Origin of the sequence: Klebsiella sp. RCJ4 (assembly GCF_009025755.1) — a bacterium.
Taxonomy (GTDB): domain Bacteria; phylum Pseudomonadota; class Gammaproteobacteria; order Enterobacterales; family Enterobacteriaceae; genus Klebsiella; species Klebsiella michiganensis.
The window spans coordinates 105208-127285 of record NZ_WCIN01000038.1; the positions used below are offsets into that span (position 1 = coordinate 105208).

General features: G+C 57.0%; 23 protein-coding genes and 1 riboswitch. Of the genes, 8 read left to right on the top strand and 15 right to left on the bottom strand.

Going from position 1 to position 22078, the window contains the following annotated elements:
* Positions 1 to 78: 78 nt before the first annotated feature.
* The 7 genes from F8562_RS15645 to F8562_RS15675 all read right to left on the bottom strand — a co-directional run bounded on the left by F8562_RS15645 (position 79) and on the right by F8562_RS15675 (position 6849).
* Positions 79 to 1014 carry an ABC transporter substrate-binding protein gene (locus F8562_RS15645; RefSeq protein WP_014838463.1) on the bottom strand — a complete coding sequence of 312 codons (936 nt, stop codon included), beginning with the start codon at positions 1012 to 1014 and terminating at the stop codon, positions 79 to 81.
* Positions 1015 to 1038: 24 nt separating this feature from the next.
* Positions 1039 to 1779, bottom strand: coding sequence for an ABC transporter permease (locus F8562_RS15650; protein ID WP_004850829.1), 741 nt, complete (start codon positions 1777 to 1779; stop codon positions 1039 to 1041).
* The gene (locus tag F8562_RS15655) at positions 1776 to 2504 is read right to left on the bottom strand and encodes an ABC transporter ATP-binding protein (protein WP_032695014.1); all 729 of its coding nucleotides are present in this window, start codon (positions 2502 to 2504) and stop codon (positions 1776 to 1778) included. Before F8562_RS15655 ends, F8562_RS15650 begins: the two co-directional genes overlap by 4 nt.
* Positions 2501 to 3196: a TenA family protein gene (locus tag F8562_RS15660; protein ID WP_014838465.1), complete on the bottom strand. Its 696-nt coding sequence runs from the start codon at positions 3194 to 3196 to the stop codon at positions 2501 to 2503. The genes F8562_RS15655 and F8562_RS15660 overlap by 4 nt, the downstream gene beginning before the upstream one ends.
* 69 nt (positions 3197 to 3265) lie before the next feature.
* Positions 3266 to 3367: riboswitch (TPP riboswitch) on the bottom strand.
* 152 nt (positions 3368 to 3519) lie between these two features.
* Positions 3520 to 4692: a Gfo/Idh/MocA family protein gene (locus F8562_RS15665; RefSeq protein WP_014838466.1), complete on the bottom strand. Its 1173-nt coding sequence runs from the start codon at positions 4690 to 4692 to the stop codon at positions 3520 to 3522.
* Between the two features lie 14 nt (positions 4693 to 4706).
* Positions 4707 to 5630 carry a sugar phosphate isomerase/epimerase family protein gene (locus F8562_RS15670; protein ID WP_009652232.1) on the bottom strand — a complete coding sequence of 308 codons (924 nt, stop codon included), beginning with the start codon at positions 5628 to 5630 and terminating at the stop codon, positions 4707 to 4709.
* 184 nt (positions 5631 to 5814) lie between these two features.
* Entirely contained in the window at positions 5815 to 6849 is a 1035-nt protein-coding gene (locus F8562_RS15675) for a LacI family DNA-binding transcriptional regulator (RefSeq protein WP_014229335.1), read from the bottom strand.
* A gap of 168 nt (positions 6850 to 7017) precedes the next feature.
* Here F8562_RS15675 and F8562_RS15680 point away from each other — a divergent pair, with 168 nt between their 5' ends.
* The gene (locus tag F8562_RS15680) at positions 7018 to 8160 is read left to right on the top strand and encodes an alpha/beta hydrolase (protein ID WP_014838467.1); all 1143 of its coding nucleotides are present in this window, start codon (positions 7018 to 7020) and stop codon (positions 8158 to 8160) included.
* Between the two features lie 60 nt (positions 8161 to 8220).
* Here F8562_RS15680 and ykgR read toward each other — a convergent pair whose 3' ends face one another.
* On the bottom strand, positions 8221 to 8322 hold the full coding sequence (ykgR, locus tag F8562_RS29695) for a small membrane protein YkgR (protein WP_004137159.1): 102 nt from the start codon (positions 8320 to 8322) through the stop codon (positions 8221 to 8223).
* A 200-nt stretch (positions 8323 to 8522) separates the two neighbouring features.
* On the opposite strand from ykgR, the gene F8562_RS15685 reads away from it, so the two are divergent.
* Positions 8523 to 8948: a hypothetical protein gene (locus F8562_RS15685; protein ID WP_014229337.1), complete on the top strand. Its 426-nt coding sequence runs from the start codon at positions 8523 to 8525 to the stop codon at positions 8946 to 8948.
* 5 nt (positions 8949 to 8953) lie between these two features.
* Entirely contained in the window at positions 8954 to 9514 is a 561-nt protein-coding gene (locus F8562_RS15690; protein ID WP_014229338.1) for an RNA polymerase sigma factor, read from the top strand.
* A 57-nt stretch (positions 9515 to 9571) separates the two neighbouring features.
* Here F8562_RS15690 and F8562_RS15695 read toward each other — a convergent pair whose 3' ends face one another.
* From F8562_RS15695 to F8562_RS15705, 3 genes are all read right to left on the bottom strand, one after another.
* Positions 9572 to 10189, bottom strand: a complete 618-nt coding sequence (locus F8562_RS15695; protein ID WP_014838468.1) for a TetR/AcrR family transcriptional regulator — start codon at positions 10187 to 10189, stop codon at positions 9572 to 9574.
* A gap of 166 nt (positions 10190 to 10355) precedes the next feature.
* Positions 10356 to 10808: a nuclear transport factor 2 family protein gene (locus F8562_RS15700; protein ID WP_014229342.1), complete on the bottom strand. Its 453-nt coding sequence runs from the start codon at positions 10806 to 10808 to the stop codon at positions 10356 to 10358.
* A gap of 51 nt (positions 10809 to 10859) precedes the next feature.
* Positions 10860 to 12188, bottom strand: coding sequence for a glycoside hydrolase family 10 protein (locus tag F8562_RS15705; RefSeq protein WP_014838470.1), 1329 nt, complete (start codon positions 12186 to 12188; stop codon positions 10860 to 10862).
* Between the two features lie 269 nt (positions 12189 to 12457).
* Here F8562_RS15705 and F8562_RS15710 point away from each other — a divergent pair, with 269 nt between their 5' ends.
* Both F8562_RS15710 and nqrE read left to right on the top strand, forming a co-directional pair.
* A complete protein-coding gene (locus F8562_RS15710) occupies positions 12458 to 13993 on the top strand; it encodes a cyclic diguanylate phosphodiesterase (protein WP_094909384.1) in 1536 nt (511 codons plus the stop codon).
* Positions 13994 to 14113: 120 nt separating this feature from the next.
* On the top strand, positions 14114 to 14725 hold the full coding sequence (gene nqrE, locus F8562_RS15715) for an NADH:ubiquinone reductase (Na(+)-transporting) subunit E (RefSeq protein WP_009652200.1): 612 nt from the start codon (positions 14114 to 14116) through the stop codon (positions 14723 to 14725).
* 88 nt (positions 14726 to 14813) lie between these two features.
* Here the strand turns inward: nqrE and ivy are convergent, their stop codons facing one another.
* Positions 14814 to 15254 carry an Ivy family C-type lysozyme inhibitor gene (gene ivy / locus F8562_RS15720; protein ID WP_014229345.1) on the bottom strand — a complete coding sequence of 147 codons (441 nt, stop codon included), beginning with the start codon at positions 15252 to 15254 and terminating at the stop codon, positions 14814 to 14816.
* 57 nt (positions 15255 to 15311) lie between these two features.
* Positions 15312 to 15473, bottom strand: coding sequence for a YqaE/Pmp3 family membrane protein (locus tag F8562_RS15725; protein WP_004102047.1), 162 nt, complete (start codon positions 15471 to 15473; stop codon positions 15312 to 15314).
* A 318-nt stretch (positions 15474 to 15791) separates the two neighbouring features.
* Here F8562_RS15725 and F8562_RS15730 point away from each other — a divergent pair, with 318 nt between their 5' ends.
* Positions 15792 to 16022: a hypothetical protein gene (locus tag F8562_RS15730; RefSeq protein WP_014838472.1), complete on the top strand. Its 231-nt coding sequence runs from the start codon at positions 15792 to 15794 to the stop codon at positions 16020 to 16022.
* Between the two features lie 53 nt (positions 16023 to 16075).
* On the opposite strand, the gene F8562_RS15735 is transcribed toward F8562_RS15730, so the two are convergent.
* On the bottom strand, positions 16076 to 16960 hold the full coding sequence (locus F8562_RS15735) for an SDR family oxidoreductase (protein ID WP_004850866.1): 885 nt from the start codon (positions 16958 to 16960) through the stop codon (positions 16076 to 16078).
* A 116-nt stretch (positions 16961 to 17076) separates the two neighbouring features.
* Positions 17077 to 17604 carry a GNAT family N-acetyltransferase gene (locus F8562_RS15740; protein WP_014229347.1) on the bottom strand — a complete coding sequence of 176 codons (528 nt, stop codon included), beginning with the start codon at positions 17602 to 17604 and terminating at the stop codon, positions 17077 to 17079.
* A gap of 144 nt (positions 17605 to 17748) precedes the next feature.
* Between F8562_RS15740 and treZ the strand changes: the two genes are divergently transcribed.
* Together treZ and treY are read left to right on the top strand one after the other, a co-directional pair.
* Complete coding sequence (gene treZ, locus F8562_RS15745) at positions 17749 to 19536, top strand: malto-oligosyltrehalose trehalohydrolase (RefSeq protein WP_014838473.1); 1788 nt, start codon at positions 17749 to 17751, stop codon at positions 19534 to 19536.
* The gene (treY, locus tag F8562_RS15750) at positions 19533 to 22076 is read left to right on the top strand and encodes a malto-oligosyltrehalose synthase (protein WP_014838474.1); all 2544 of its coding nucleotides are present in this window, start codon (positions 19533 to 19535) and stop codon (positions 22074 to 22076) included. Before treZ ends, treY begins: the two co-directional genes overlap by 4 nt.
* The last annotated feature ends 2 nt before the right edge of the window (positions 22077 to 22078 follow it).

Here is a 22078-nt window from a genome sequence, read left to right on the forward strand (position 1 = left end):
TAGTGAGGAAGTTTCTCGTTTTTTAATACTGCCGCGCGGGCATTGCTGGCGAAAAGTTTCCGCCAGCAATGGCATGACTCAATGCAGCTCAACCGCATAATTTGTTAAAGGTGTGACTTTTTTCACCAACTTATTGTTATATAAAAACTGTTCATAAGCTTCATACCGTGGTTTATCCAGCGCCGCCGGATCGCTGGCAAACAGAGGAAGGGTTTTCAGCCATGCCTGCTTGTTCAGTTCGGTATTGAGCTCGGGATGCGCGGCGGCAAACGCCTGCCAGGTCTCCTGCGGGTGAGCGCGCAGGTAAGCGACGCCTTTTTGCAGCGCCTTGAGGAAGGCCCTGATTTTCGCCGCGTGGACTTCATCCCGGTTGGCGACAATCACCAGTTCGTCGTAGGCCGGTACGCCGTAATCCTCAACGTTCATCACCTGCGGATCTTTTCCCTGCAGCTTCAGCTCCAGCGCTTCGATATTACGATAGCCGCCAATGACCGCGTCGACCTGTCCGGCCAGCAGGGCGCTGGTCAGCTGGAAGTTAACATTGATGAGCTTGATGCTTTTGGGATCGATTTTCGCATGCTGCGCCATGGTGGCCAGCGTCGCCTGTTCGATGCCGCTCACCGAATATCCTACTTTTTTGCCCTGCAGATCGGCGGGAGATTTTATGCTTTTATCCAGCGCGATCACCGTATTCAGCGGCGAATTAATCAGCGTGCCGACGCGGACCAGCGGCAGCCCTTCATCAGCAAAAAAATGCACCTGCGGCTGGTAGGTAATCGCCAGGTCCGCCTGGCGGGCGGCAACCAGCCGCGGCGGCAGCGCCGGGTCGGACGGCGGCACAATGTCGACGTCCAGCCCCGCGTCTTTAAAGGCGCCAATCTGTTCGGCCACCAGGATCGGCGCGTGGTCGGGATTGATATACCAGTCCAGCACCAGGGTGAGTTTCTCGTTGGCCAGCGCCTGACCGCTGAACAGCGCGGCAAGCGTCATACCGGCATAAATACGTTTACGCATGGTTAGTCCTTTTATTTAAGAGCGTTATTCCGGCGTCCAGTTAATCAGCCGGTGTAAGAAAGCATCCACCGCCAGCCAGAGCAGGACGGTCAGTAGCACCAGAATAAACAGGGCCGCAAAGCAGATATCGGTTTGCAGACGGGCGTTGGCGTTAAGCATCACGTAGCCCAATCCTTCGGCTGAACCGACCCATTCGCCGATGATCGCCCCGATGGGGGCGACGGCGGCCGCCATCCGCAGGCCGGAACCGAGTGCCGGAAGGGCAGCCATCAGGCGAACGTGGCGCAGCTGCGCGCCAAAAGAGGCCCCCATCGTGCGCGCCAGATCGAGATAGTCGTGGTTAACCCGGCGCAGACCGTCAAAAAACGCCGAGGTGACGGGAAAGAAAATCACCAGCACCGCCATCATGACCTTGGCGCTCATGCCGAAACCGAACCACAGCACCAGCAGCGGGGCAAGGGCGAAAACCGGGATCGCCTGACTGGTCAGCACCAGCGGCATCAGCCAGCGCTGAAGGCGAGGCGAGACAATCATGCACAGCGCCAGGATCACGCCGAGCAGAACGCCGAGCGCGAGGCCGCTGAGGATCTCGCTTAATGTGATCAGCGTGTGTTCGCCGAGGTACGCGCGGTTGACCCACAGAGCGCTTGCCACCGCCGAGGGGGAAGGCAGCAGGAAAGCGGGAATGCCGCTGCGGGTCGCCAGCCACCAGAGCAGCAGCAGGCCGCAGAACACCACGGCGGCGCGAAACAGTTTTGCGCTCATCCGTTAGCCCTTATGAGCTGTTGCAGCAGCTCCGCCTGGCTGGCCAACAGCGCCGGGTCGTCCGGCGCGCGCGGCGGCATGCCGGAGAGGTGATGCCCGTCGTCAATCCCGCCGGGAGCGGGGGAAAGGACCAGCAGACGGTGGCTCAGGCGGCAGGCTTCCATCGGGTCGTGGGTGATCAGCACGACGGTGCGGTTTACCAGCAGCCCGGCGGCCAGGGTCTGAATGCGCGTGCGGGTAATCGTGTCGAGCGCGGAAAAGGGCTCGTCCATCAGCACGATGGGCCGGTCTTCGTAGAGCGTACGCGCCAGCGCCGCACGCTGGCGCATGCCGCCTGAGAGGGCGGCCGGGCGGTCGCCGGCGCAGTGTTCAAGGCCAACCTGCTGTAACAGCGCAGCAACCCGCCGATGGTCTACGCGCTCCCCGCGCAGACGCGCGCCAAGCGAGACGTTGTCGCGCACGCTTAACCACGGATAAAGCAGATCTTTTTGCCCCATCCACGCCAGCCGCTTGTCTATTGGCTGCCCGTCGCTGGCGCGAACCTCACCGGCGGTGGCTTTTGCCAGCCCGGCGATAATACGCAGCAGGCTGGTCTTTCCGGCGCCGCTGGCCCCGAGCAGCGATACCCACTGGCCGCCGGGGATAGTGAACGTCAGATTGTCGAAGATCTGCCGCGAGCCAAAGCGCAGGCCCAGGCCGCGCACCTCAATTCCGGGAGCCGTCACGCCGGGCGCTCCGCGACGGCGTTAAGGCCCATCTGCCAGAAGTTAGCCTCCAGACGCGTGGCGGTGGTGAAAATAGCGCTGAGTTCAGCGAAACGCGCCTCGCCGCCGCGCTGCCGCCAGAGGGTTTCCAGCAGGCCGATGGCGTTATTGACGCTATTCAGGTAGCCCTCATCGCCGTAGTTGCGGATCCAGGAGGCATAAGGATTGGCGGTCAGTCGGGTCGCCGGATCGTGCAGCAGGCTGAGGCCGATTTCCGCGTAGCCGGCCACGCAGGGCATCAGCGCCGCCAGCAGATCCAGGGCGTCGCCGGAGTGGCCGATGTCCAGTACGTAGCGGGTGTAGTTGACGGTTTCCGCGGCTTCCGTTTCGGCGGCCATCGTCGCTTCATCCAGCCCCCATTCCCGGCAGTAGCCAACGTGGAGCGGCAGTTCGTCGAGAATGGCGTTCATCGACGCGGCGGCAGCGCGCATTTCCGCCAGGGTGCGCAGCTTGCTGACCAGCAGGGCGTAGCTGCGGGCGAAGTGGATCAGAAACAGATAGTCCTGCGTCAGATAGCGGCGAAAAGCGGGCTCGGGGAGGGTACCGTTGGCGAGCTGGCGGAGGAAGGGGTGGGCGACGTAGTGCTGCCAGTCGGCGCCGGCCTGCTGACGCAGACGACCATAAATACCCTGGGTAAACGCGGGAAGAATCACAGGACCTCCTGAAAAAAGGGAGATCCGGGCGTGCTGAAAGAAGTGTGAACAGGCAATGGCGCAAAACTGGCGGAAATGCCGACCCGTCCCTTCGCTGGCATGACCCAGATCAGGTTCAAAGGGTTCGGCTTACGCCATCTCAGCCCTCACGGGACACCCCTCGGTTTGGCCCCTGTTATACGACATTCCCTTTTTGATTACAATGCTGTGAATTTTATGATGAAAGGTGACGTTGTCACGTGTGAGAGTCGCGAGTAAGGGCTTTTTGCATCGTGGCAGCCCGGCGGCGGCTGATGCCTTGCCGGGCGCGTATTATCAAAGGATCAGTGAAATTCTACCCAGCTGGCGCCGCTGTCTGCTGAACGTACGCACTTCTCGACCCAGTGCACGCCGAGCGCCCCGGCTTTGGCATCCGGATACCAGAAGTTTTCCAGCAAAGCCGCGTCGCGACGGTCGGTTGCATCCATGGCGATGGCAAAGCGGCGATACAGATTCGACCAGGCCTCAAACAGCCCTTCGGGATGGCCGCCGCCGATCCGGTCGTCCTGCAGGGCCAGCGGATCGAGATAGGACATTCCGCGTTCGAGGATGCGCACCGGCTCGCCCTGAATTTCGTAGCGCAGCTGGTTCGGCTGTTCATCCCACCACTCCAGGCTGGCTTTCTCCCCGACGATGCGGACTTTCTGTCCGTGCATTGAGCCGCTGTTGACCGCCGAGCACCACATCGACCCTACGGCGCCGTTGTCGTACTCCATCAGCACATGCGCGTTATCCTCCAGCGGCGCGCGGCTTTTGACAAAGCTCTGGCGGGAGCACATCAGGCGAGTGATATTGAGCTTCGGCGCCATGGTCTCCGCCAGGAACAGCGGGTGGGTGGCCAGATCGCCCAGCACGTAGCTGGGGCCGACAAATTTCGGGTCCACCCGCCAGCGGGTGCTGGGGTTATCCTGCTCTACCGGCTGGTTATGGAAACCGTGGGCGAACTGCATATTGATGATGCGGATCTCGCCCAGCAGCCCCTGTTCAATCATCTGCCGCGCCTGCAGAATCAGCTGATGCCCGGCGTAGCCGTAGGTGACGCCGATGATTTTGCGCTGTTTTTCGCTCAGGGCCACCAGCGCATCGGCCTCTTCGCCGGTAAAACAGAGCGGTTTTTCGCAGACCACATGCAGTCCGGCCTCCAGCGCCGCGCGGCAAATAGCGTAGTGGGTGTTGTTTGGCGTGGCGATGGAGATCGCTTCAATGCCGTCTTCCCGCGCCGCCTCTTCGCGAAACAACGTTTGGTAGTCGGGGTAACAGCGCCCGGCCTCCACGCCCAGCTGCTGGCCAAACTCGCGCCCGCGCTGGGGGTCAATATCAAAGGCTCCGGCCAGCAGGGTAAACGATCCGTCACGCAGCGCCGCAGAGCGGTGAATATAGCCAATCTGGCTGCTTCCGCCGCCGCCCACCATGCCCCAGCGCAAGGAGCGGCCAACAGGTTTAATACCGTTAATCATGTGTTTTCTCCCGATTAAAAACCAACCGAGCGCAGGTAGCGCAGGCTTTCCGTGACCGCCTGCAGGCTGCCCTCGACGTTGCGCGGATCGCGCTCTTGCTCAATGGTGATCCAGCCCTGATAGCCCCGCTTGTCGAGAAAGGCGCGCACCGCCGGATAATCAATGGCGCCGCTGCCGAGCGGGCACATCACCCCCTCCGCGCAGGCGGAGAAGAAGTCGATGCCGCGGGAAATCACGCTCCTGAATACCTGCGGGTCGACATCTTTAAAGTGCAGGTAGTCAAGGCGGTCAAAATGGCGATCCAGCCAGCTGATGGGGTCCATGCCCGAATAGAAGAGATGGCCGGTGTCGAGACATAAACCGGCTACGTCATGGGGGATTTGCGCCGCCAGCAGATCGATTTCATCGGCAAACTCAATGCAGCCGCCGGCGTGAGGATGGATAACCGGGCGAACGCCGTACTCCTGCCACGCCAGTCGGCTGATGGTCACAATGTGGTCGACCATCCGCTGCCAGTCGGCGGGTGACAGGCGGGGAGCCAGCTCGCCGCGCCCGGCATATTTCGCCCGCTGCGGATTGCCGAAATCAATAATGACCAGATAAGGCGGCTGGAAGGGGTTGCCCGGCGTCTTTTCCGCCGACGGCACCTGCGACAGGTTGCGGCAGAGGTTATGCGTCAGTTCGACAATATTCGCGAAGTTCTCTTCGCTGACCAGATCGTCGAAGATCGTTCCGGCAACCAGCGACAGCCCCTGTTTATTCAGCGCTGCGCTGAGTTCATCGGCCCGGGTCGGCAGATAGCTCCACGGGCCCAGTTCAATGCTTTTATAACCGGCGGTCGCCGCTTCTTCCAGTACCTTGGACCACGGCGGCAGATAAGGATTTTTGGGATCATCGACGCCCCAGCTGCACGGCGCGTTGGCAATATGTATGGTCATGATGGCTTCCTTTTCAGATGAGGAGAAAACATGACCAGTATTGAATGAAAATTTCATATCCAACAATGATGAAATTTAAATTCTTTGATGGGATTCAAGGTTTATTTTGATAGCGTAAATGATAGTTTTTTATCAAATGCAGCACTGAAGCGGGGCGCGGCGACTTTACCCGCGCCTGCGGCAATCAGAGGTTTTCTTTAGTGAGGAGGTCAAACGGCTGCAGAGCGTTGATAAACGCCGCCTGCGGCTGGCTGGCGGCGTGGACAAACGCGTTGATGGTGGCGGCGGCAAATTCATCAAGCCGATGGGTAAGCATGAGATCGATAGTGCCGTCAATTAGCGCCAGCTCGCCGCTATCCACCGGGCCATGACAAATCAGGGTGACCTGATGCTGGCGCTGGCGCGCGCGCAGGGCGGCGACAATCCCTTCCACGCCGCCGCAGGGCGCGTAAATGGCCTTCAGATCGGGGTACTGTTGCAGCATCTCTTCCGTGACCTGGCGCGCGACATCGGCGCGTTCGTGGCTGCGCACCGGTTCAAGCACCCGATCGCCTTTGCCCTGTTCACGCAGGTAGGAGCGGAAACTTATCTCGCAGCTTTCCTGACAAATAAACCGGTTATCGCCGACGATAATGCCAATTTCGCCGTCGTCGTGGCACAGCCTGTCCACCGCCCAACCGGCGGTGCGGCCCGCTTTCTGGTTATCCAGCCCGATATAGCCGGTACGCTGCGGGATACTCATATCGGAGAGCAGGGTGAAGACGCGGACGCCTTTCTCGATGGCCTGCACGACCGCATGGCGGATAAGCGGATTATCCAGCGCGACAATACCGATAACGTCGACCGTATCGCTCAGACGGGCGATCGCGGCGGCCATATCGTCGATGGCGTTAATATCGTAATGCAGAAAAGCGGGGGCCTGCGCCGGGCTATGCCACGGTAACGCCGCCTGCTCCAGCGCCTGCGCCAGCTGATGGTAAAACGAGTGTGACTGCTGTAGCAGAATGAAGCCCATTCTGAGGGCTACCGCCGGCCGATCCGCCGCCAGCCGATAGCGGGATTGCTCCAGCGCGAAGCCTAAGCGCCGCGCGGATTCCAGCACTTTACGTTCGGTGCTCTCTTTCACGGGCGTGCGTTTATTGAGGACCCTGTCCACCGTCGCGATACCGACTCTGGCCTCTTTGGCGATATCCGCCATGGTGACTTTTTTTGCTGACATGATTCTCTTCCTTTGAGGGTAATGATAAAAAGCTATCATTATTGTGACAGGCAAACAGCGAGGCGGGTCAGACTTCAGGAAAATCATTTCGCCGCGCTGGCTTCATTGACCTGATATTCAACCGCCAGGGTCTACACTAAGTGCATCCCCACTCAGGAACAGGATGTTATGACGTATTCCCTCTCAAAAAAATTCCTCGCCGCCACCTCTGCGCTGCTACTGCTCTCCATGAGCGCGGTCCCGGCCAGCGCCGCCGCCGATAATAGCGACGCGGTCTCTCCGCTCAGCGCCGGAAATGGCTTAAGCGAAGCGGCAAAGCAGTATCTCCTGCGCTATCCCTCCCGCAGCGGCGTGGACGGCAAAACCGCCCGCGAAGATACCGCCGCGGTCTTTATTCCGTTTGGCGCCACACCGGAAGGGGGATGGCCGGTCGTGGTCTGGGCCCACGGTACCGTGGGCGTGGCTAATCACTGCGCGCCGTCGTTAAACCCGCGCAGCGATCGCGATAAGCAGTACCTGAACACCTGGCTGTCGCTGGGCTACGCGGTGGTCGCGCCGGATTATGCCGGTCTGGGTTCGTCTGGCCTGCACCACTATCTTAATGCCCGCGGCGAAGCGTGGAGCGTGCTTGATAGCGTTCGCGCCGCCCTGAAACAGTTCCCGCTGAAAAATGAACTCATTCTGGTCGGACAGTCGCAGGGCGCGCACGCCGCGTTCGCCAGCGCCGGATATCAACCCCACTACGCGCCGGAGCTGAATGTTCGCGCAACGGTGCTGACCGGAACGCCGTATTTTGAGAAGGGGACCACCGCAGCCGACATTCTTCCGCCGGCAGGCGGCAAAGCGCCGAGCGGCGGCGACCCGAAAATACCCTATATTTTCTATATTTACCTCTCGGCTGCCGATAGCAACCCGCAGCTCAATCCGGCTGATTATTTCCAGGATAAAGCGTTGCCGCTGCTGAAAGAGGCGAGCAATTTATGCATTACGCCGCTCAACGATGAAGTGATGAAGGCCGGTCTGAATGCGGCTAACGCCCTGAAGCCGGGGGTGGATTCGCTGTTAAACGCCAGCGTGGGCGCCATGCTCTACCCGACGCTGAAAATCGATCACCCGGTGTTTATCGGTATTGGTAGCGCGGATATTAACGTGCCGACGGCAATGCAAAAACGCTTTGCGGACGCGGTGAAAAGCGCGGGAACCCGTGCGGACGTGCATATTTATGAGGGGCTGGATCATAGCGGTACGGTTAACCCGTCTTTACGCGACTCGGTGCCGTTTTTGATTAAGACGCTCAACGATAAGCGGTAGCGGCGAAGGGATGATGAGCCGCCCTGAGCAAGGGGCGGTTCAGTACAGGTATGGCGTCGATTACCAGTATTTGGGGATCAGATAGCCATACATAACGACGGCGACAACAATCATCAGCGTAATAATTGCCCAGTCGGCTTTTAGTGATTTTACCGCGTTCATAAGTTCCTCTTTTTCAATGAATCACCGGGTAACGTTAGCGCCGTCGCGCCTGCATGTAGGTGATAGAGATCACATAAAAAATATTTGTCATACAAATAAAGTGTGTCAATTTTTTTACTATTCTCAGCAATATTTTGTCCGCTCATTCGTCTACCTCCGCACAGGGTAATTATTCAATAGCGTAATGAGGTAAACAGACGATGAGAGATATCGATATGCACGGTCAGCACCACCATCACCGCTTTGGCCGCCACAGAATGGCGAAGCCGCTTCTTATCGGCGTGGCGCTAATCGCCATACTTGGGCTGCTGGTGATGTCGCTGTGGAATGCGCTGCTGCCGGCCATCCTTGGGGTGAAGAGCATTGGCTTCTGGCAGGCGTTAGGTGTGCTGGCGCTGTCGCGGATCCTGTTCGGCGGCCTCGGCTTTCGCCCGGGAATGTTCGGCATCGGTAACGCGCGGCGTCGGATGCATGAACGCTGGATGAACATGAGCCCGGAGCAGCGCGATGAGTTTGTGCAGCGCTTTGGCCACCGCGGGCATCGCGGCCGCTGCGGCTGGCGCGACCGCCGCAGCGAGCATGCTCCGCAGCAGGAGAGTTCGGCTAAAAGCGCGGATCCCGAGTGAGCACAATGAAAAACAGGATCGTGGCGCCATCACGGCTTGTTTCCGCCCTCGATGCCTGCCGGTCGCGGCTGAAGGCTTTTATTCGCGGACGGACCCCGCTACGCGATGAGGCGGACGATATCCTGCAGGAAGTGACGTATCAGCTCATTCGCGTCGAGCAGCCGGTGGAGAATATCGCCGCCTGGTTGTTCCGGGCGGCGCGTAACGAGATGACCGACAGGGCGAGAAAAAAGCGCGAGCTGCCGCTGGCGGGCGGTTTCAGCGACGAGGAAGAGGGCGATTTTCCCGAGGATGAGCTGGCCGAAACGCTGTTTGGCGTTGCGCAAACCCCGGAGGATGAGTATCTGAAAGCGCTGCTCTGGGAGGAATTAAGTCAGGCGCTCTCGGAGCTGCCGCCCGCCCAGCGTGAAGCCTTTGAGAAAACCGAACTGCATGGCTACAGCTACCGGGAGCTGGCAGAGGAGTCCGGCGTCAGCGAACAGGCGCTGCTCTCACGTAAGCATAAAGCGGTACTCTACCTTCGTACCCGCCTGCGCGCGCTGTACGATGAACTGCTGGCCAGTTAGGCGTTCTCCGGCTCCTGCAGCAGGGGCCGGAGAGGTGCGTTTAAGCCGCTGATTGAATTATTGCCTGTAGCCCCAGGCCATGAGGAAGGCGCTAATCGCGCATTCGGCGAGCTGCTCCAGCCTCTCTGGCGCCACCGCTTTTTGCGCAATTAAGGCCCCCGGCAGCAGATAGCCCATAATCGCGCCGAGAAACGCCGTCGCCTCTAGCTCCGGGTCGCTGAGGGTCAGCAGACCTTCGTCTTGTTTCTGCGCCAGGATATCGCTCAGCGCCTGCAATACGCGGCCTGAGGGGCGCTGTTCGAGCGTGACGTAAAGCTCGGGCTTTTGCACCAGCACCTGGATCAGCAGGCGCTGAAAGTGAATATTCTCCGGCGCATAAAAGTGCTGTTGCACCACTTTTGCAAACCCGCGCAGCAGCGCGGGAAGATCCTGCTGACGATCCTGCAAAAGCTGGCGCAGGGGCGGCTGCATGGTGTCATTGAAAAACGCGAACGTCTCCAGCAGCAGCGCGTCTTTGCCGCCGGGAAAATGGCTGTACAGGGTCGGGCGCGTGGTACCCGCTTCGGCGGCAATGGTATCCAGCGACACATCAAGCCCGTGGCTGAGAAACAGCTCACGGGCGGTTTGTAAAATGCGTGGGCGGGCTTTCATTGGCCGCCCGCGTTGATTTCCCATCAATTGAGTCCTTACCGTTTGCGCCTTTCTTTGTTAATCATCAGATTCACTCCGTCAGTTTATTTACTTTACAGTAAAGTAAATAAACTGTTTAAACAAGCGTTCATCTGTACAAAGAGTAAACGGGGAAAGCGAGGGGGATGAGCAGGAAACGCCTGCTCAGGATTTAAAACATGCCGTTGCCGCTGGCGGTTTTTTGCGGAACGTTCTGGGTCACGTCCCAGTGTTCAACGATTTTATGCTGCTCGTCGACGCGGAAGATATCGATAATCGCCCGCGTCACGCCCGGCTCGCGACCGGTGACCTCAACGTGCAGGATCACATGATCGCCGTCGACAAACGCCTGCTTAATTTCGCTGTGCGAGTCGGGATATTTGTTCTTCAGGAAGGCGATAAATTGCTCAAAGCCTGCAACGCCGTCTTTCGCCATCGGGTTATGCTGTACGTAGTGGTCTCCCAGATAGGGTCTGGCGGCGGCAAAGTCTTTGTCATTTAACGCTTTATTATAAAAATCAATAACATTCTTTTTATTCAGCTGTTCATTTTCACTGTTGCCCGCAAAAACGGCGGGCGTCAGAGCGCAGAACAAGGAAAAGGCGACGATCGATTTTTTCAACATACATCCTCCGGTGGGGTTGATACCAGGCTCCTGGCCTGTCAGGTGAGTGCATCAGCTTCCCCAGCGGCTTTTCAGGTAGTTAACGGCCTGCTGGGTTTGCGGCTGATTGAGGTAATTCTCTCTGAATAAAATCGTGCCCTGAATTTGCGGCATGGATTCATTCAGATCAAGCTGCTTTTTCAGCTCCGGCACGCCGCCGCTAATCATCCAGTCAGGTTCGTTCTTCGATGGCTCGCCAACTTTGTACAGCGCCACGCCGATATAGAGGCGGGTATGGGTGGGTTTCACCACGTCAGCCCACCACTTTGCCAGCACATCGTAGCGGGCCGCGTCGCGGGCGAAAGGCCAGTAAATCTGCGGCGCGATGTAGTCCAGCCATCCCTGCTGGACCCAGAGGCGGGTATCCGCATACGACTCATCGTAGGCCGCTGCGCCGCGGGTATCCGAACCCGCCGGATCGTGGGAGCGGTTGCGCCAGACGCCTGCCGGACTGACGCCAAATTCAACATCGGGATTCAGCTGCTTGATGGTGCGGGAAACCTGCTCAATCAGCAGCTGCGTGTTGTGCCGCCGCCAGTCCGCTTTCGCGGCAAAGCCCTGGCCGTACTGCTGGAACGTCCGGTTGTCGTTAAGGGCCGATCCCGGTGATTCGGTGTAGAAGTAATCGTCGAACTGGACGCCGTCAACCGGGTAATGCTCCACAACCTCGGCCACGATGCTGGTGATCCAGTCGCGGACTTCCGGAATGCCCGGATCGAGCACGAAGCGATCGCCGGAGGTGCGAATCCACTCAGGGTGCAGGACGTATACGCTGGCGGGAACCTGCGACAGCGTGCTGTTCAGTTCGGTGACGGTTTTCGGCCGCGTATTGACCGAGACGCGATAGGGGTTAAACCAGGCATGAACGCGCATGCCGCGCTTGTGAGCTTCATCCAGCATAAACTTGAGCGGATCGTAGCCCGGATCCTCACCGATTTTGCCGGTCAGCATATCGGACCACGGCAGAATCTTCGATGGCCAGAGCGCGGTGCCATCCGGTTTCACCTGGAAGAAGACGGTGTTAATGCCGAGGCTTTTTAAATTATCCAGCTTGGCAACCAGCGCCTGCTGCTGCAGGGCGATGCGGCGTTCGGCGCTAATGCCGCCATTGACGGATTCCAGCGGCGGCCAGTCGAGGCGCGACACGGTCGTCAGCCAGACGCCGCGCACCGGCTCCTGGCTTTTGGGCAAGGTCGGCTGGCGGGTCGCGGGCGGCATGGGCGTGACAAGAGAAACGGGCGGTTTGCTACCGCAGTGGGCTAACAGCAGCGCGGCAGCTATAGCTACCGCGGATATTTTCACCTTGTTCAGAATAAACTTACGAGAGCGGATCGTCATCATATTTGCCAGCTTTTCTGGTCATCGCACAAAAGAGTCATTTTCGTATTATTCGGCTTTAAGTCAATCATTTAGCTACAGATGCGGCGGCATAAGCACGCAAACCTCAGACGCAGAAAACGCCTCCTGCGCCGCGCAATGGTTTGCCATGATATATCATTGATATGCATTAAAACTTGATCGGTTCAGGGCGAGTATAAACAGGACTTATTAAAATTTGGCCAAACAATTGACCTTTGGCCTTTTCCGGCGAGTCAAACTGGATTAGCACAATGAACTACTCATCATCACGCCATCGTCTGTGGATACTCCTGTTTCTGATTGCGCTACTGAGCCTGGGCACCGGGCTTTGCTACTGGCAAATGCAAAAAAAGGTGGATCAAGATATCCATTCGCGCCTGCAGCAGGCGATAGCCAGCCTTGATGTGACCGTCTCCCATGCGGAGCAGGCAGCCGATCGGGCTGAGCCTTTTTATGGTAAAAGCTGTAGCGAGAATGTCCTGACGGAGCTGCGTACGCTGGTGGCCACCATTCCCGATGTGCGCACGGTGAATTTAGGTAGGGATAACGAAATATACTGCACCTCGGTTTTTGGCGGGCGTAAATTTCAGTTCGATCGTCGCCAGTATACGCATGGCGCTCTGCGCCTGCTGAGCGGCAGCGAAATCACGCCGTTTCATCCCTTGATGGTTTACAGCGAACAGGATGAGCGGGGAAATACGATTCTGGTTGGCGTTGACGGCTATTATTTATACAACATTTTGACCGTTCTTGATGGCGATGCGCATCTCTATCTTCAGGTTGGCGATCGGATAATGACCCGCAAAGGGGAAGTGACGGCGACGCCGGATATCAAGGTTCCCGTGCGCCTGGCCTCTGAGCTGTTTACCTATTCGGTTATTGCCGACCGCGGCTACGCCTCTGGCGTCGGGGCGTTTATCCGCTATGAGCAACACACGCTTATCGCCATTATTCTGGCCTCCTTGCTGCTCACCTTTTTATTCAGAAACTACCTCCGCTACCGGAATACGATTGAGTATCAGCTCAGAAAGGCTATCGAACTGAAGCAGCTCAAGCCCTATATTCAGCCGATTATCAACAATGACAGCGGAGCGGTTATCGGCGGTGAGGTGCTGGTGCGCTGGGAACATCCGAAGCAGGGATTTATTGCGCCGGATAAATTTATTTCCGTGGCAGAGCAGACCGGCTTGATTAAAGACGTGACGGCGATTTGCTTTGCCGAGGTGATCCGTCAGCTTCGGCGCCATCAATCCGTTATCCCTGGAGGGTTGTTTATTTGCTTTAACACCAGTTCGGTAAACTTTCAGGACGACGAAATAGTGACCCTGTGCCAGACGTTTATCCAGCAGATGAAAGAGGCGCAAGTCCGCCTTGTTCTGGAGATAACCGAGCGCGAGTCGATCGAGAATACCCGGCAAACATCAGCGGTGACGGACAAACTCAGGCGTATCGGCGTCCAGTTTTCGCTGGATGATTTTGGTACCGGCTACGCGAACTACAGCTACATCCAGCAATTTAATCCTGAGATTATCAAAATCGATAAGGTCTTTACCCTCAACATTGTGACCAACACGGCTTCCGCGCTGGTGGTGAAGAATATGGTTAATCTGGCCAGGAAGTTTCATTGCCAGATTATTGCTGAGGGCATCGAGGATAAGGAGCAGCTCACGATGCTCAAAAATATGGGGATTACCCTCTATCAGGGCTATTACTTTTCTAAACCGGTGCCGGTCGATGCGTTTATTCAGATGCTTCCTCGCTCGTTTAGCGAGTCAGGAAGTCCCTAAAGGCGACGCTCTTGCCTACGCAAAACACAGGAAATTAAAAGGTGATCGACTCGGCAAAACCGAGTAATAATGACCCGTTCAAGCTGAAAATTTGACATTATTGAGAAACAACTCAACAACATGGAGGTTGTCTTGTTTGAATCTCATCTCAATATTTTTATCCGCGCGGTTTTCGTTGAAAATATGGCGCTCAATTTTTTCCTCGGGATGTGTACTTTTCTCGCTATCTCCAAAAAAATCGATGTCGCATTTCGCCTCGGGGTAACCGTGACGGCGCTGCTGGCCATTGCGACGCCGATTAACAACCTGATTTACCATTATCTGCTGAAAGAGAACGCCCTGATCGAAGGGGTTGACCTGAGCTTCCTCGATTTCATCACGTTTATCGGCGTTCTTGCGGCGCTGGTGCAGATCCTCGAAATGGTGATCGACAAATATTTCCACGCGTTAAACCATGCTCTGGGGCCGTTCCTGCCGCTGTTAACTATCCACTGCGCCATTTTCGGCGCGACGATTTTTATGGTGCAGCGTGAATACAGCTTCCTTGAATCACTGACTTATGGCACCGGGTGCGGTATTGGCTGGGCGCTGGCGATTGTGGCGCTGGCCGGCATTCGTGAAAAGCTGAAATATGCCAATATGCCGAAAGGCTTACGCGGTTTAGGCAGCGTATTTATTACCGCCGGCTTAATGTCGCTGGGGTTTATGTCGTTCGCCGGCATCTCGCTGTAGGCTGCGCTGAACGTCGGGGGAGAGATTCTGCCGTCCAGACCCTGGGGTTGTACGGCAGAAGGCGCGAAATTATTGCCTCAGCGTTTTACTACGGGTAGTTAAACGCATCCGGATGGTTCTCCAGGCTGCCGCTCAGGGCGGCAAAGAGCACCGTCTTGCCATCGATAGAGCGTTCATCTCCAACATTCAGCCAAGTCAGTGTCTCCTGGGCGGTTTTTTCGTCAACGGCGGAATAAAGCCCGGACATCTCTCCGGATTTTTCCGACCACAGCACGGCGAAGCGCTCCGCTGCGCAGTCGTGGGGCTTGCAGACGCTGAATACCTGATAGACCTCGGCGCCAAGCTTCACCGTCCGGGCAGGCGAGCCCGTGCCGCCGGACTTTATCCAGGCGGGCAGGGTATGCCCTTTAACCATCTGGCTAAAGGCTGCCGGTTCCTTTTTGGCCAGACCGTCCAGCGTCATATCGGTTTGCGCCATGGCGTGGGTGGATGCAGCCAGAAAAGCGATAGCGGTTAAGTGTTTAAGCATAAAATTGCTCCTGCGAACTCTCTGATTCCGTTTGATGGCCGGTGATAATGGCTCTGATTAGCTGTTTTTGGTCTGAACCCAAAAAGCGTGGATAAGGCCTGGAATATAGCCGAGGATCGTTAAAATAATATTGAGGATAAACGCCCAACCAAAGCCTTTACCCAGCAGTACGCCAAGCGGGGGTAGAATAATCGTCAACACAATTCGCCAAAAACCCATAATATCTCCCTGTTAAGTGAGTTAGCTCATAATTATTTTAGCGGTTGCGCCTGTTTTTGCAAATTTTAACTTTTTGAATAATAAGACTGCTAATATTACCCGCGCCTCGTTACTACATATTTAATAAATAGAAAAGCCCCAATTCACCTTTCTGACATATATAAGATTATTCCAGGGTGAGGCTTGCGTCAGCAACGCTGACAAAGCAAGAGTGTTCCATCGTAAACGCATTTAAACGTAAATAAGGAATGCAGGTAACGAGGCGGGAAGTGCGCTACACTGGCGGGGAGATTTATCCCATCATGAAATGGCGGCGGCATGGACAACATTATCCTTTATAAAGTTATCGTCATCCTGACCATTGTCGGGTGGGGCTGGAGCATGGTTAGAAGGAAGCAGAAAAAGCAGGTCCTGGAACCCGCTATTGCGCAGGCGAATGCCAGGGAGCGTTATCAGTGGCGTTATTTCAGGTGGGGCTGGAGAGTTTTGCAAATCGTCTGCGGTTTTTATTTGCTGATTACCCTCATCCAGTTTCTTCTCTGCGGCTAGCGTTCGCCGCTGCGGCGAGCTGGAACAGCGCGCGACAGCGACGAGCGCTTCTTTTATGCGACGCCGGTACCGCCGTCTGAGCACCAGACCTGACCGGAAGCGTACGAGCAGGCATCTGAGGCGAGGAGAACGTAAAGGGGCGCAATCTCGACCGGCTGTCCCGGCCTGCCGAGCGGCGTATCCTCACCAAACTGCTGAACTTTCTCTTGCGGCTGGCCGCCGCTTGACTGCAGCGGAGTCCAGTACGGGCCGGGCGCCACGGCGTTAACGCGGATACCGCGCGGACCAAGCTGCTTAGCCAGCGATTTGGTAAACGCCACGTTGCAGGCTTTGGTCTGGGCATAATCCAGCAGGATCTCACTGGGTTTAAACGCCTGCACGGAAGAGGTGTTAATGATCGCCGCCCCCTGAGAGAGATGACGAAGCGCGGCTTTGGTTATCCAGAAGGGCGCATAAACGTTGGTTTTAAACGTGGCGTCAAACGCGGCGGTCGTTAACGCCTCAATGGATTCACAATACTGCTGCCTGCCGGCGTTGTTGACCAGAATATCCAGCCCGCCCAGCTCAGCGACCGCTTTTTCAACCAGGGTATCGCAAAATGACTCAATCCGAATATCGCCGGGAATGGCGACGGCTTTTCTTCCCTCGGCCTGGATCAGCGCGATAACGGCAGCCGCGTCGGACTCCTCCTCCGGCAGGTAGCCGATAGCGACATCCGCGCCTTCCCGCGCGTAGGCAATCGCGACAGCCCGACCAATTCCCGAATCACCGCCGGTAATCAGCGCTTTTTTCCCCGCCAGCTTTCCGGAACCGGTATAGCTGGTCTCTCCGTGATCGGGAAGGGGCTTCATTTCGGATGCCAGCCCCGGGGGTTGCTGCGGCTGCTCGACAAACGGCGGAAGTGGATAGTGTAGCGTTGGGTTATTTCCTGTTGTCATACCGGCCTCCTTAATAAATGAAATTTAAGATTAGTCAATGACTGCGTTTGGGCGATAAAAAAAGCGCAAACCAGGAATAATTAACATCGTAAAACCAGGAATTATTTACCTGGCTTTTAAGTCAACATGTAATACCAGAACAACGCAATTTCATCTTTTTCCGGTAACGCGCTGTAGAGATAACGATCGTATCCGCCCAGGGTAAAGCCATAATTTCGATAGAAAAGGCAGGCGGGAACGTTGACGTTCTGGGTTTCCAGCTTTAATCCCGCCGCGCTCATGCTCCGAGCCCATATATGGGCTGCCGCCATGAGCTTGTTGGCCGCGCCCGTTCTGCGCTGTGAGCGCTCGATGGCGATATAATCCACGGAAATAAACTTGTTCCAGATCAAGGAAGCGGTGATAAATCCGGCCACTTGCCCCGCGTCGGTTTCCGCGATTAAAAATATAGCATCCGGATTAACGCAGTGGTTTTCCAGCGTCTGGATATCCAGTTCATAGGTTTTATTATAAGTGCTGGGAAGTGTTTCAATTTTCAGATCATTATTGACAAAGGGGCCGGTGGCAATCTGGCTGACGGTGAAGGAAAAATCACAATATTCCAGACGAGCCAGGTCGGAATTTAATCCTTTACGAATCTGCATAGCATTCCTTGTTTTTTAAGCGATTTATTAATCATAGACAACGCCTTTAAAAATATCAGCCTCGCCAGCAACAGCGCACGCGTTTAAACCTGGTCTAATCTTATATTCATGCCGCATTTTCCACAGGTCATTTGAGGATATTTAATGGAATCCAGAGTATTTAAAAAACATTGGGGGGCGGAGTTCATTGCCGCGGACACGGTCCGCTTTCGCGTCTGGGCCGAAGGTCAAAAAACGATGACGCTGAGCCTGACGGGGCGGGATATTCCGATGGACGCCGCGGGAGAGGGCTGGTTTCAGATTGACGTCCCCGGCGTAAAGCATGGTGATGAATATATGCTCCGTTTAGCCGACGGCACGCGCATTCCGGACCCGGCGTCGCGCGCGCAACGCGATGATGTTAACGGCCCCTCGGTGGTCATCGACCCCAGGCGTTTTCAGCCGGTTAACGCTGGCTGGAAAGGGCGTCCGTGGGAAGAAACCGTGATATATGAACTTCATCCGGGCACCTTTACGCCGGAAGGCACCTTTCTGGCCGCCATCGAAAAGCTGCCTTATCTGGCGGAGCTGGGGATCACCCAGATAGAGGTCATGCCCGTTGCCCAGTTTGGCGGTTCCCGCGGCTGGGGTTACGACGGCGTATTACTCTATGCGCCGCACGCAGCGTATGGCGCACCTGAGGATTTTCACGCCTTTATTGATGCCGCCCACGGGTTAGGGCTATCGGTGGTTCTCGATATCGTGCTGAACCATTTTGGCCCGGAAGGCAACTATCTCTCTCTGCTGTCACCGGGCTTTTTTCATCAGGACCGGATGACCCCGTGGGGTAACGCTATCGCCTATGAAACCGAGGCCGTGCGGCAGTATATTACCGAGGCGCCGCTGTTCTGGCTGACCGAATACCAGCTCGATGGGCTGCGCTTTGATGCTATCGATCAGATAGAAGATCGCTCCGCCAGGCACGTACTGATAGAAATAGCCGAAAATATCCGCGCCGCGATTCCCGACCGCCATATCCACCTCACCACCGAAGACAGCCGCAACGTGATTTTCCTCCATCCGCGCGATGAGAACGGACAGACGCCGCTCTTTACCGCCGAGTGGAACGATGACTTTCATAACGCCGCCCACGTTTTCGCGACCGGCGAAACGCACGCCTATTATCAGGATTTTGCGCATCAGCCGGCAAAGAATGTCGCAAGGGCGCTGGCCGAAGGGTTTGTCTACCAGGGTGAGCTTTCTGCGCAAACCGGAAAGCCACGCGGCGTGGCCTGCGCCGCTCAGCCGCCGCAGTTTTTTGTCGACTTTATTCAGAATCACGATCAGACCGGGAACCGTGCGCAGGGGGAGAGGCTGATTTCCCTTGCCGGCGCCGGGAAAACGCGCGTTCTGCTCGCCGCATTGCTTCTGTCGCCCCACATTCCTTTGCTGTTTATGGGCGAAGAGTTTGCGGAGACGAACCCCTTTCTGTTCTTTACCGATTTTCATGGCGACCTCGCGAAGGCGGTGCGGGAAGGGCGGGCTAAAGAGTTTGCCGGGCACGCGGGACACGATGCATCAGTCCCTGACCCGAACGATCCCCAAACCTTTATCCGTTCTAAGCTCGACTGGCAGAAGGCGGCAAGCGAGGAGGGGAAAGCCTGGCTGCGCTTCACGCGCCACCTTATCCAGCTGCGCCATCGCTACATTGTCCCGCTGCTCGCGGCGCGAGGGGCCGTGGAGGGCATGATCCTGCACGCGGCGGCGCAGGCGCTGGCGGTGAGCTGGCAATTCTCCGGCGGCACGCTCTCCGTAGCGCTGAATATCGGCGAGGAGCGGGCCGCGATGCCGGAAATACCGGGCGAGGTCATTTTTAGCTGGCCGGAGCGGCAGGAGGCGTTATCGCCAAACAGTATTGTTGTCCGTTTTGCACATGGAGAAGCCTCATCATGATCCCTTCCGCAACCTATCGTATTCAGTTCCGTAACGGCATGACCTTCGATCGCGCGGCGGCGCTGGCGCCGTATCTCAAAGACCTGGGAATCAGCCATCTTTACGCTTCGCCGATTTTTACGGCAACCAGCGGGTCAACCCATGGCTATGATATTACCGATCCTAACGAGATCGACCCGGCCATCGGGGGCCGCGAAGGGTTTGACCGGATGGTCAAGGCGCTGCGAAACGCGCAAATTGGCCTGATTCTGGATATTGTTCCCAACCATATGGCGACCTCGCTGGAGAATCGCTGGTGGCGGGACGTCATCGAGCAGGGCAAAAACAGCGCCTGGGCCCATTATTTCGATATTGACTGGACGCGTCCCGTTACGCTGCCGTTTCTGGGGGATACCTTTGAGGCAGAGCTGGAGAGCGGGGCGCTCGCGCTAAAACGCGATCCGGAAACCGGGAAGCCGGCGTTCGTCTACTATGACCAGGCCTGGCCCCTGAATCCTCAAACCCTGGCGACAGGTGAGCAACTACTAACATCTCCGGATCGCGACGCCATTCTGGCGCTGCACGAGGCGCAAAGCTGGCGGCTGATGTCCTGGCGGGAAGCGCCCAGGCAGCTCTCCTGGCGGCGCTTTTTTGAAATTACCGGCCTGATTGGCGTCAGGGTTGAAGACCCGGCGGTGTTTGACGACACCCACCGGCTTATCCTTGAACTGGTGCATTCTGGCATCGTCGATGGTCTGCGCATTGACCATATCGATGGCCTTGCCGACCCGCTGGGGTATTTGCAGCGCCTGCGCCAGGCAGCCGGGCCAGAGTGCTACATTACGGTGGAAAAAATCCTCGCCAAAGGCGAGCAGCTGCCCGCCGACTGGCCCGTCTCCGGCACCACAGGATATGAGTTTATCGCTTCGCTGGCGGAAGTGCTGGTGGATGACAATAACCTCGATCAGCTGCAGCAGGTTCATGACGAAGCGCTCGGCGGAGCGATAGATCGCCACACCGCGCTGCGCGAGGCGAAAGGACTGATGGTGGATCGCAATTTTGAGGGTGAATTTACCACCTTATTGCGGCTGGCCACCGAGCTGGCGGAGCGTAATAGCATGGCGGTTGAGAGCGACGCGCTGCGCCATGCCTTGCGTGAACTGCTGCTGGCCTTCCCGGTCTATCGTACCTACGGTACCGCCGAAGGGCTGACCGCAGGCGATATTACGCTGTTAAACCGGGTGGTTGACCAGGTGAACGCCAGGGAAGATAAACCCGATGCCAGGGCGCTTGAGGTCATTATCGCCATCCTGACCGGCAATCTGCACGAAAGTAGCCTCGACACCGCGTCACTCTTCAGAACCCGCTTTCAGCAGCTGACGGGGCCGTTGATGGCTAAATCGGTCGAGGATACGCTGTTCTTTCGCCATAACCTCGACCTGGCATTGAACGAAGTCGGGGCCGATCCTACTCCTCGCGCATTTTCTCTCTCTCGTTTTCACCAGGAGATGCGCATTCGTCTTGCCCGCCAGCCCGACGCGCTGCTGGGAACGTCGACGCACGATACTAAACGCGGGGAAGATGCGCGCGCCCGGCTTTACACCCTGACGGAAGCACCGCAGCTGTGGGCGGAAAACCTTGCGCGCTGGCGTCAGATGAATCAAACCCAGGTGCGTTTTTTGAACGACGGTACGGCGCCGAACGCGGCGGATACGTGGATGATCTATCAGGCGCTCGCCGGCGTGTGGCCTGCAACGCTGCTGCCCGACGATACCGCAGGGCTGAAAGAACTCGAGACGCGTTTTCTTGCTTTTATGGAAAAAGCGCTGCGCGAGGCCAAGCAAAGAACCGACTGGATCGACAGCAATGAAAGCTATGAAAGCGTTGTGCTGAACTATGCGCAACAGCTGTTCGCTGCGGATAATTCGCTCTTTCTCAACGATTTTCACACCGCCCTGCAGCCTTTTATCCGTGCCGGCCTGGTGAACAGCCTCAGCCAGACGGTCATCAAACTGACCGCGCCCGGCGTACCGGATATTTATCAGGGGAGCGAGGCGCTGAACTTCAGCCTTGTCGATCCGGATAACCGACGTGAACCTGACTTCGCCGTCCTGGCGCATAACCTCGATAGCGAAGGCCCAGAGTTATTTGATAACGAAAACGCATGGCGAGACGGGCAGCTGAAGCAGTACGTCACCGCGTCGTTTCTCAGGTTAAGGCAGAGACATTCCGCGCTCTTCCATTATGGTGACTGGGTACCATTAAAGGTCACCGGTGACAGGGAAGAGAATCTTATCGCCTACGCGCGCATCAACGACGAGGAGGCCCTTATCGTGGTGGTTCCTCGCCTGGCCTTTGACGTCGCGGCGCACGGGTTGGCTGATTCCCCGGCCAGGCTGTGGGGCAACACTGCGGTAGCCATACCCGAAGATCTGGCAGGACGACATTATCGCGATGCGTTAACCGGCGAAAACCGTCTTGTCGAAGAGGCGCTCGATCTGGCGTCAGCAACGGGGTGGTTAGTAACGCTTATTAGTGAAAAGAAAAGTAGAGAGGAATAGTG

What these genes read in the sequence shown, in the direction of transcription:
- F8562_RS15645 (WP_014838463.1), bottom strand. Translation starts at nt 1,014, where the DNA reads ATGCGTAAACGTATTTATGCCGGTATGACGCTTGCCGCGCTGTTCAGC.
- F8562_RS15650 (WP_004850829.1), bottom strand. Translation starts at nt 1,779, where the DNA reads ATGAGCGCAAAACTGTTTCGCGCCGCCGTGGTGTTCTGCGGCCTGCTG.
- F8562_RS15665 (WP_014838466.1), bottom strand. Translation starts at nt 4,692, where the DNA reads ATGATTAACGGTATTAAACCTGTTGGCCGCTCCTTGCGCTGGGGCATG.
- F8562_RS15670 (WP_009652232.1), bottom strand. Translation starts at nt 5,630, where the DNA reads ATGACCATACATATTGCCAACGCGCCGTGCAGCTGGGGCGTCGATGAT.
- F8562_RS15675 (WP_014229335.1), bottom strand. Translation starts at nt 6,849, where the DNA reads ATGTCAGCAAAAAAAGTCACCATGGCGGATATCGCCAAAGAGGCCAGA.
- F8562_RS15680 (WP_014838467.1), top strand. Translation starts at nt 7,018, where the DNA reads ATGACGTATTCCCTCTCAAAAAAATTCCTCGCCGCCACCTCTGCGCTG.
- ykgR (WP_004137159.1), bottom strand. Translation starts at nt 8,322, where the DNA reads ATGAACGCGGTAAAATCACTAAAAGCCGACTGGGCAATTATTACGCTG.
- F8562_RS15685 (WP_014229337.1), top strand. Translation starts at nt 8,523, where the DNA reads ATGAGAGATATCGATATGCACGGTCAGCACCACCATCACCGCTTTGGC.
- F8562_RS15690 (WP_014229338.1), top strand. Translation starts at nt 8,954, where the DNA reads ATGAAAAACAGGATCGTGGCGCCATCACGGCTTGTTTCCGCCCTCGAT.
- F8562_RS15695 (WP_014838468.1), bottom strand. Translation starts at nt 10,189, where the DNA reads ATGGGAAATCAACGCGGGCGGCCAATGAAAGCCCGCCCACGCATTTTA.
- F8562_RS15700 (WP_014229342.1), bottom strand. Translation starts at nt 10,808, where the DNA reads ATGTTGAAAAAATCGATCGTCGCCTTTTCCTTGTTCTGCGCTCTGACG.
- F8562_RS15705 (WP_014838470.1), bottom strand. Translation starts at nt 12,188, where the DNA reads ATGATGACGATCCGCTCTCGTAAGTTTATTCTGAACAAGGTGAAAATA.
- F8562_RS15710 (WP_094909384.1), top strand. Translation starts at nt 12,458, where the DNA reads ATGAACTACTCATCATCACGCCATCGTCTGTGGATACTCCTGTTTCTG.
- nqrE (WP_009652200.1), top strand. Translation starts at nt 14,114, where the DNA reads ATGGAGGTTGTCTTGTTTGAATCTCATCTCAATATTTTTATCCGCGCG.
- ivy (WP_014229345.1), bottom strand. Translation starts at nt 15,254, where the DNA reads ATGCTTAAACACTTAACCGCTATCGCTTTTCTGGCTGCATCCACCCAC.
- F8562_RS15725 (WP_004102047.1), bottom strand. Translation starts at nt 15,473, where the DNA reads ATGGGTTTTTGGCGAATTGTGTTGACGATTATTCTACCCCCGCTTGGC.
- F8562_RS15730 (WP_014838472.1), top strand. Translation starts at nt 15,792, where the DNA reads ATGGACAACATTATCCTTTATAAAGTTATCGTCATCCTGACCATTGTC.
- F8562_RS15735 (WP_004850866.1), bottom strand. Translation starts at nt 16,960, where the DNA reads ATGACAACAGGAAATAACCCAACGCTACACTATCCACTTCCGCCGTTT.
- F8562_RS15740 (WP_014229347.1), bottom strand. Translation starts at nt 17,604, where the DNA reads ATGCAGATTCGTAAAGGATTAAATTCCGACCTGGCTCGTCTGGAATAT.
- treZ (WP_014838473.1), top strand. Translation starts at nt 17,749, where the DNA reads ATGGAATCCAGAGTATTTAAAAAACATTGGGGGGCGGAGTTCATTGCC.
- treY (WP_014838474.1), top strand. Translation starts at nt 19,533, where the DNA reads ATGATCCCTTCCGCAACCTATCGTATTCAGTTCCGTAACGGCATGACC.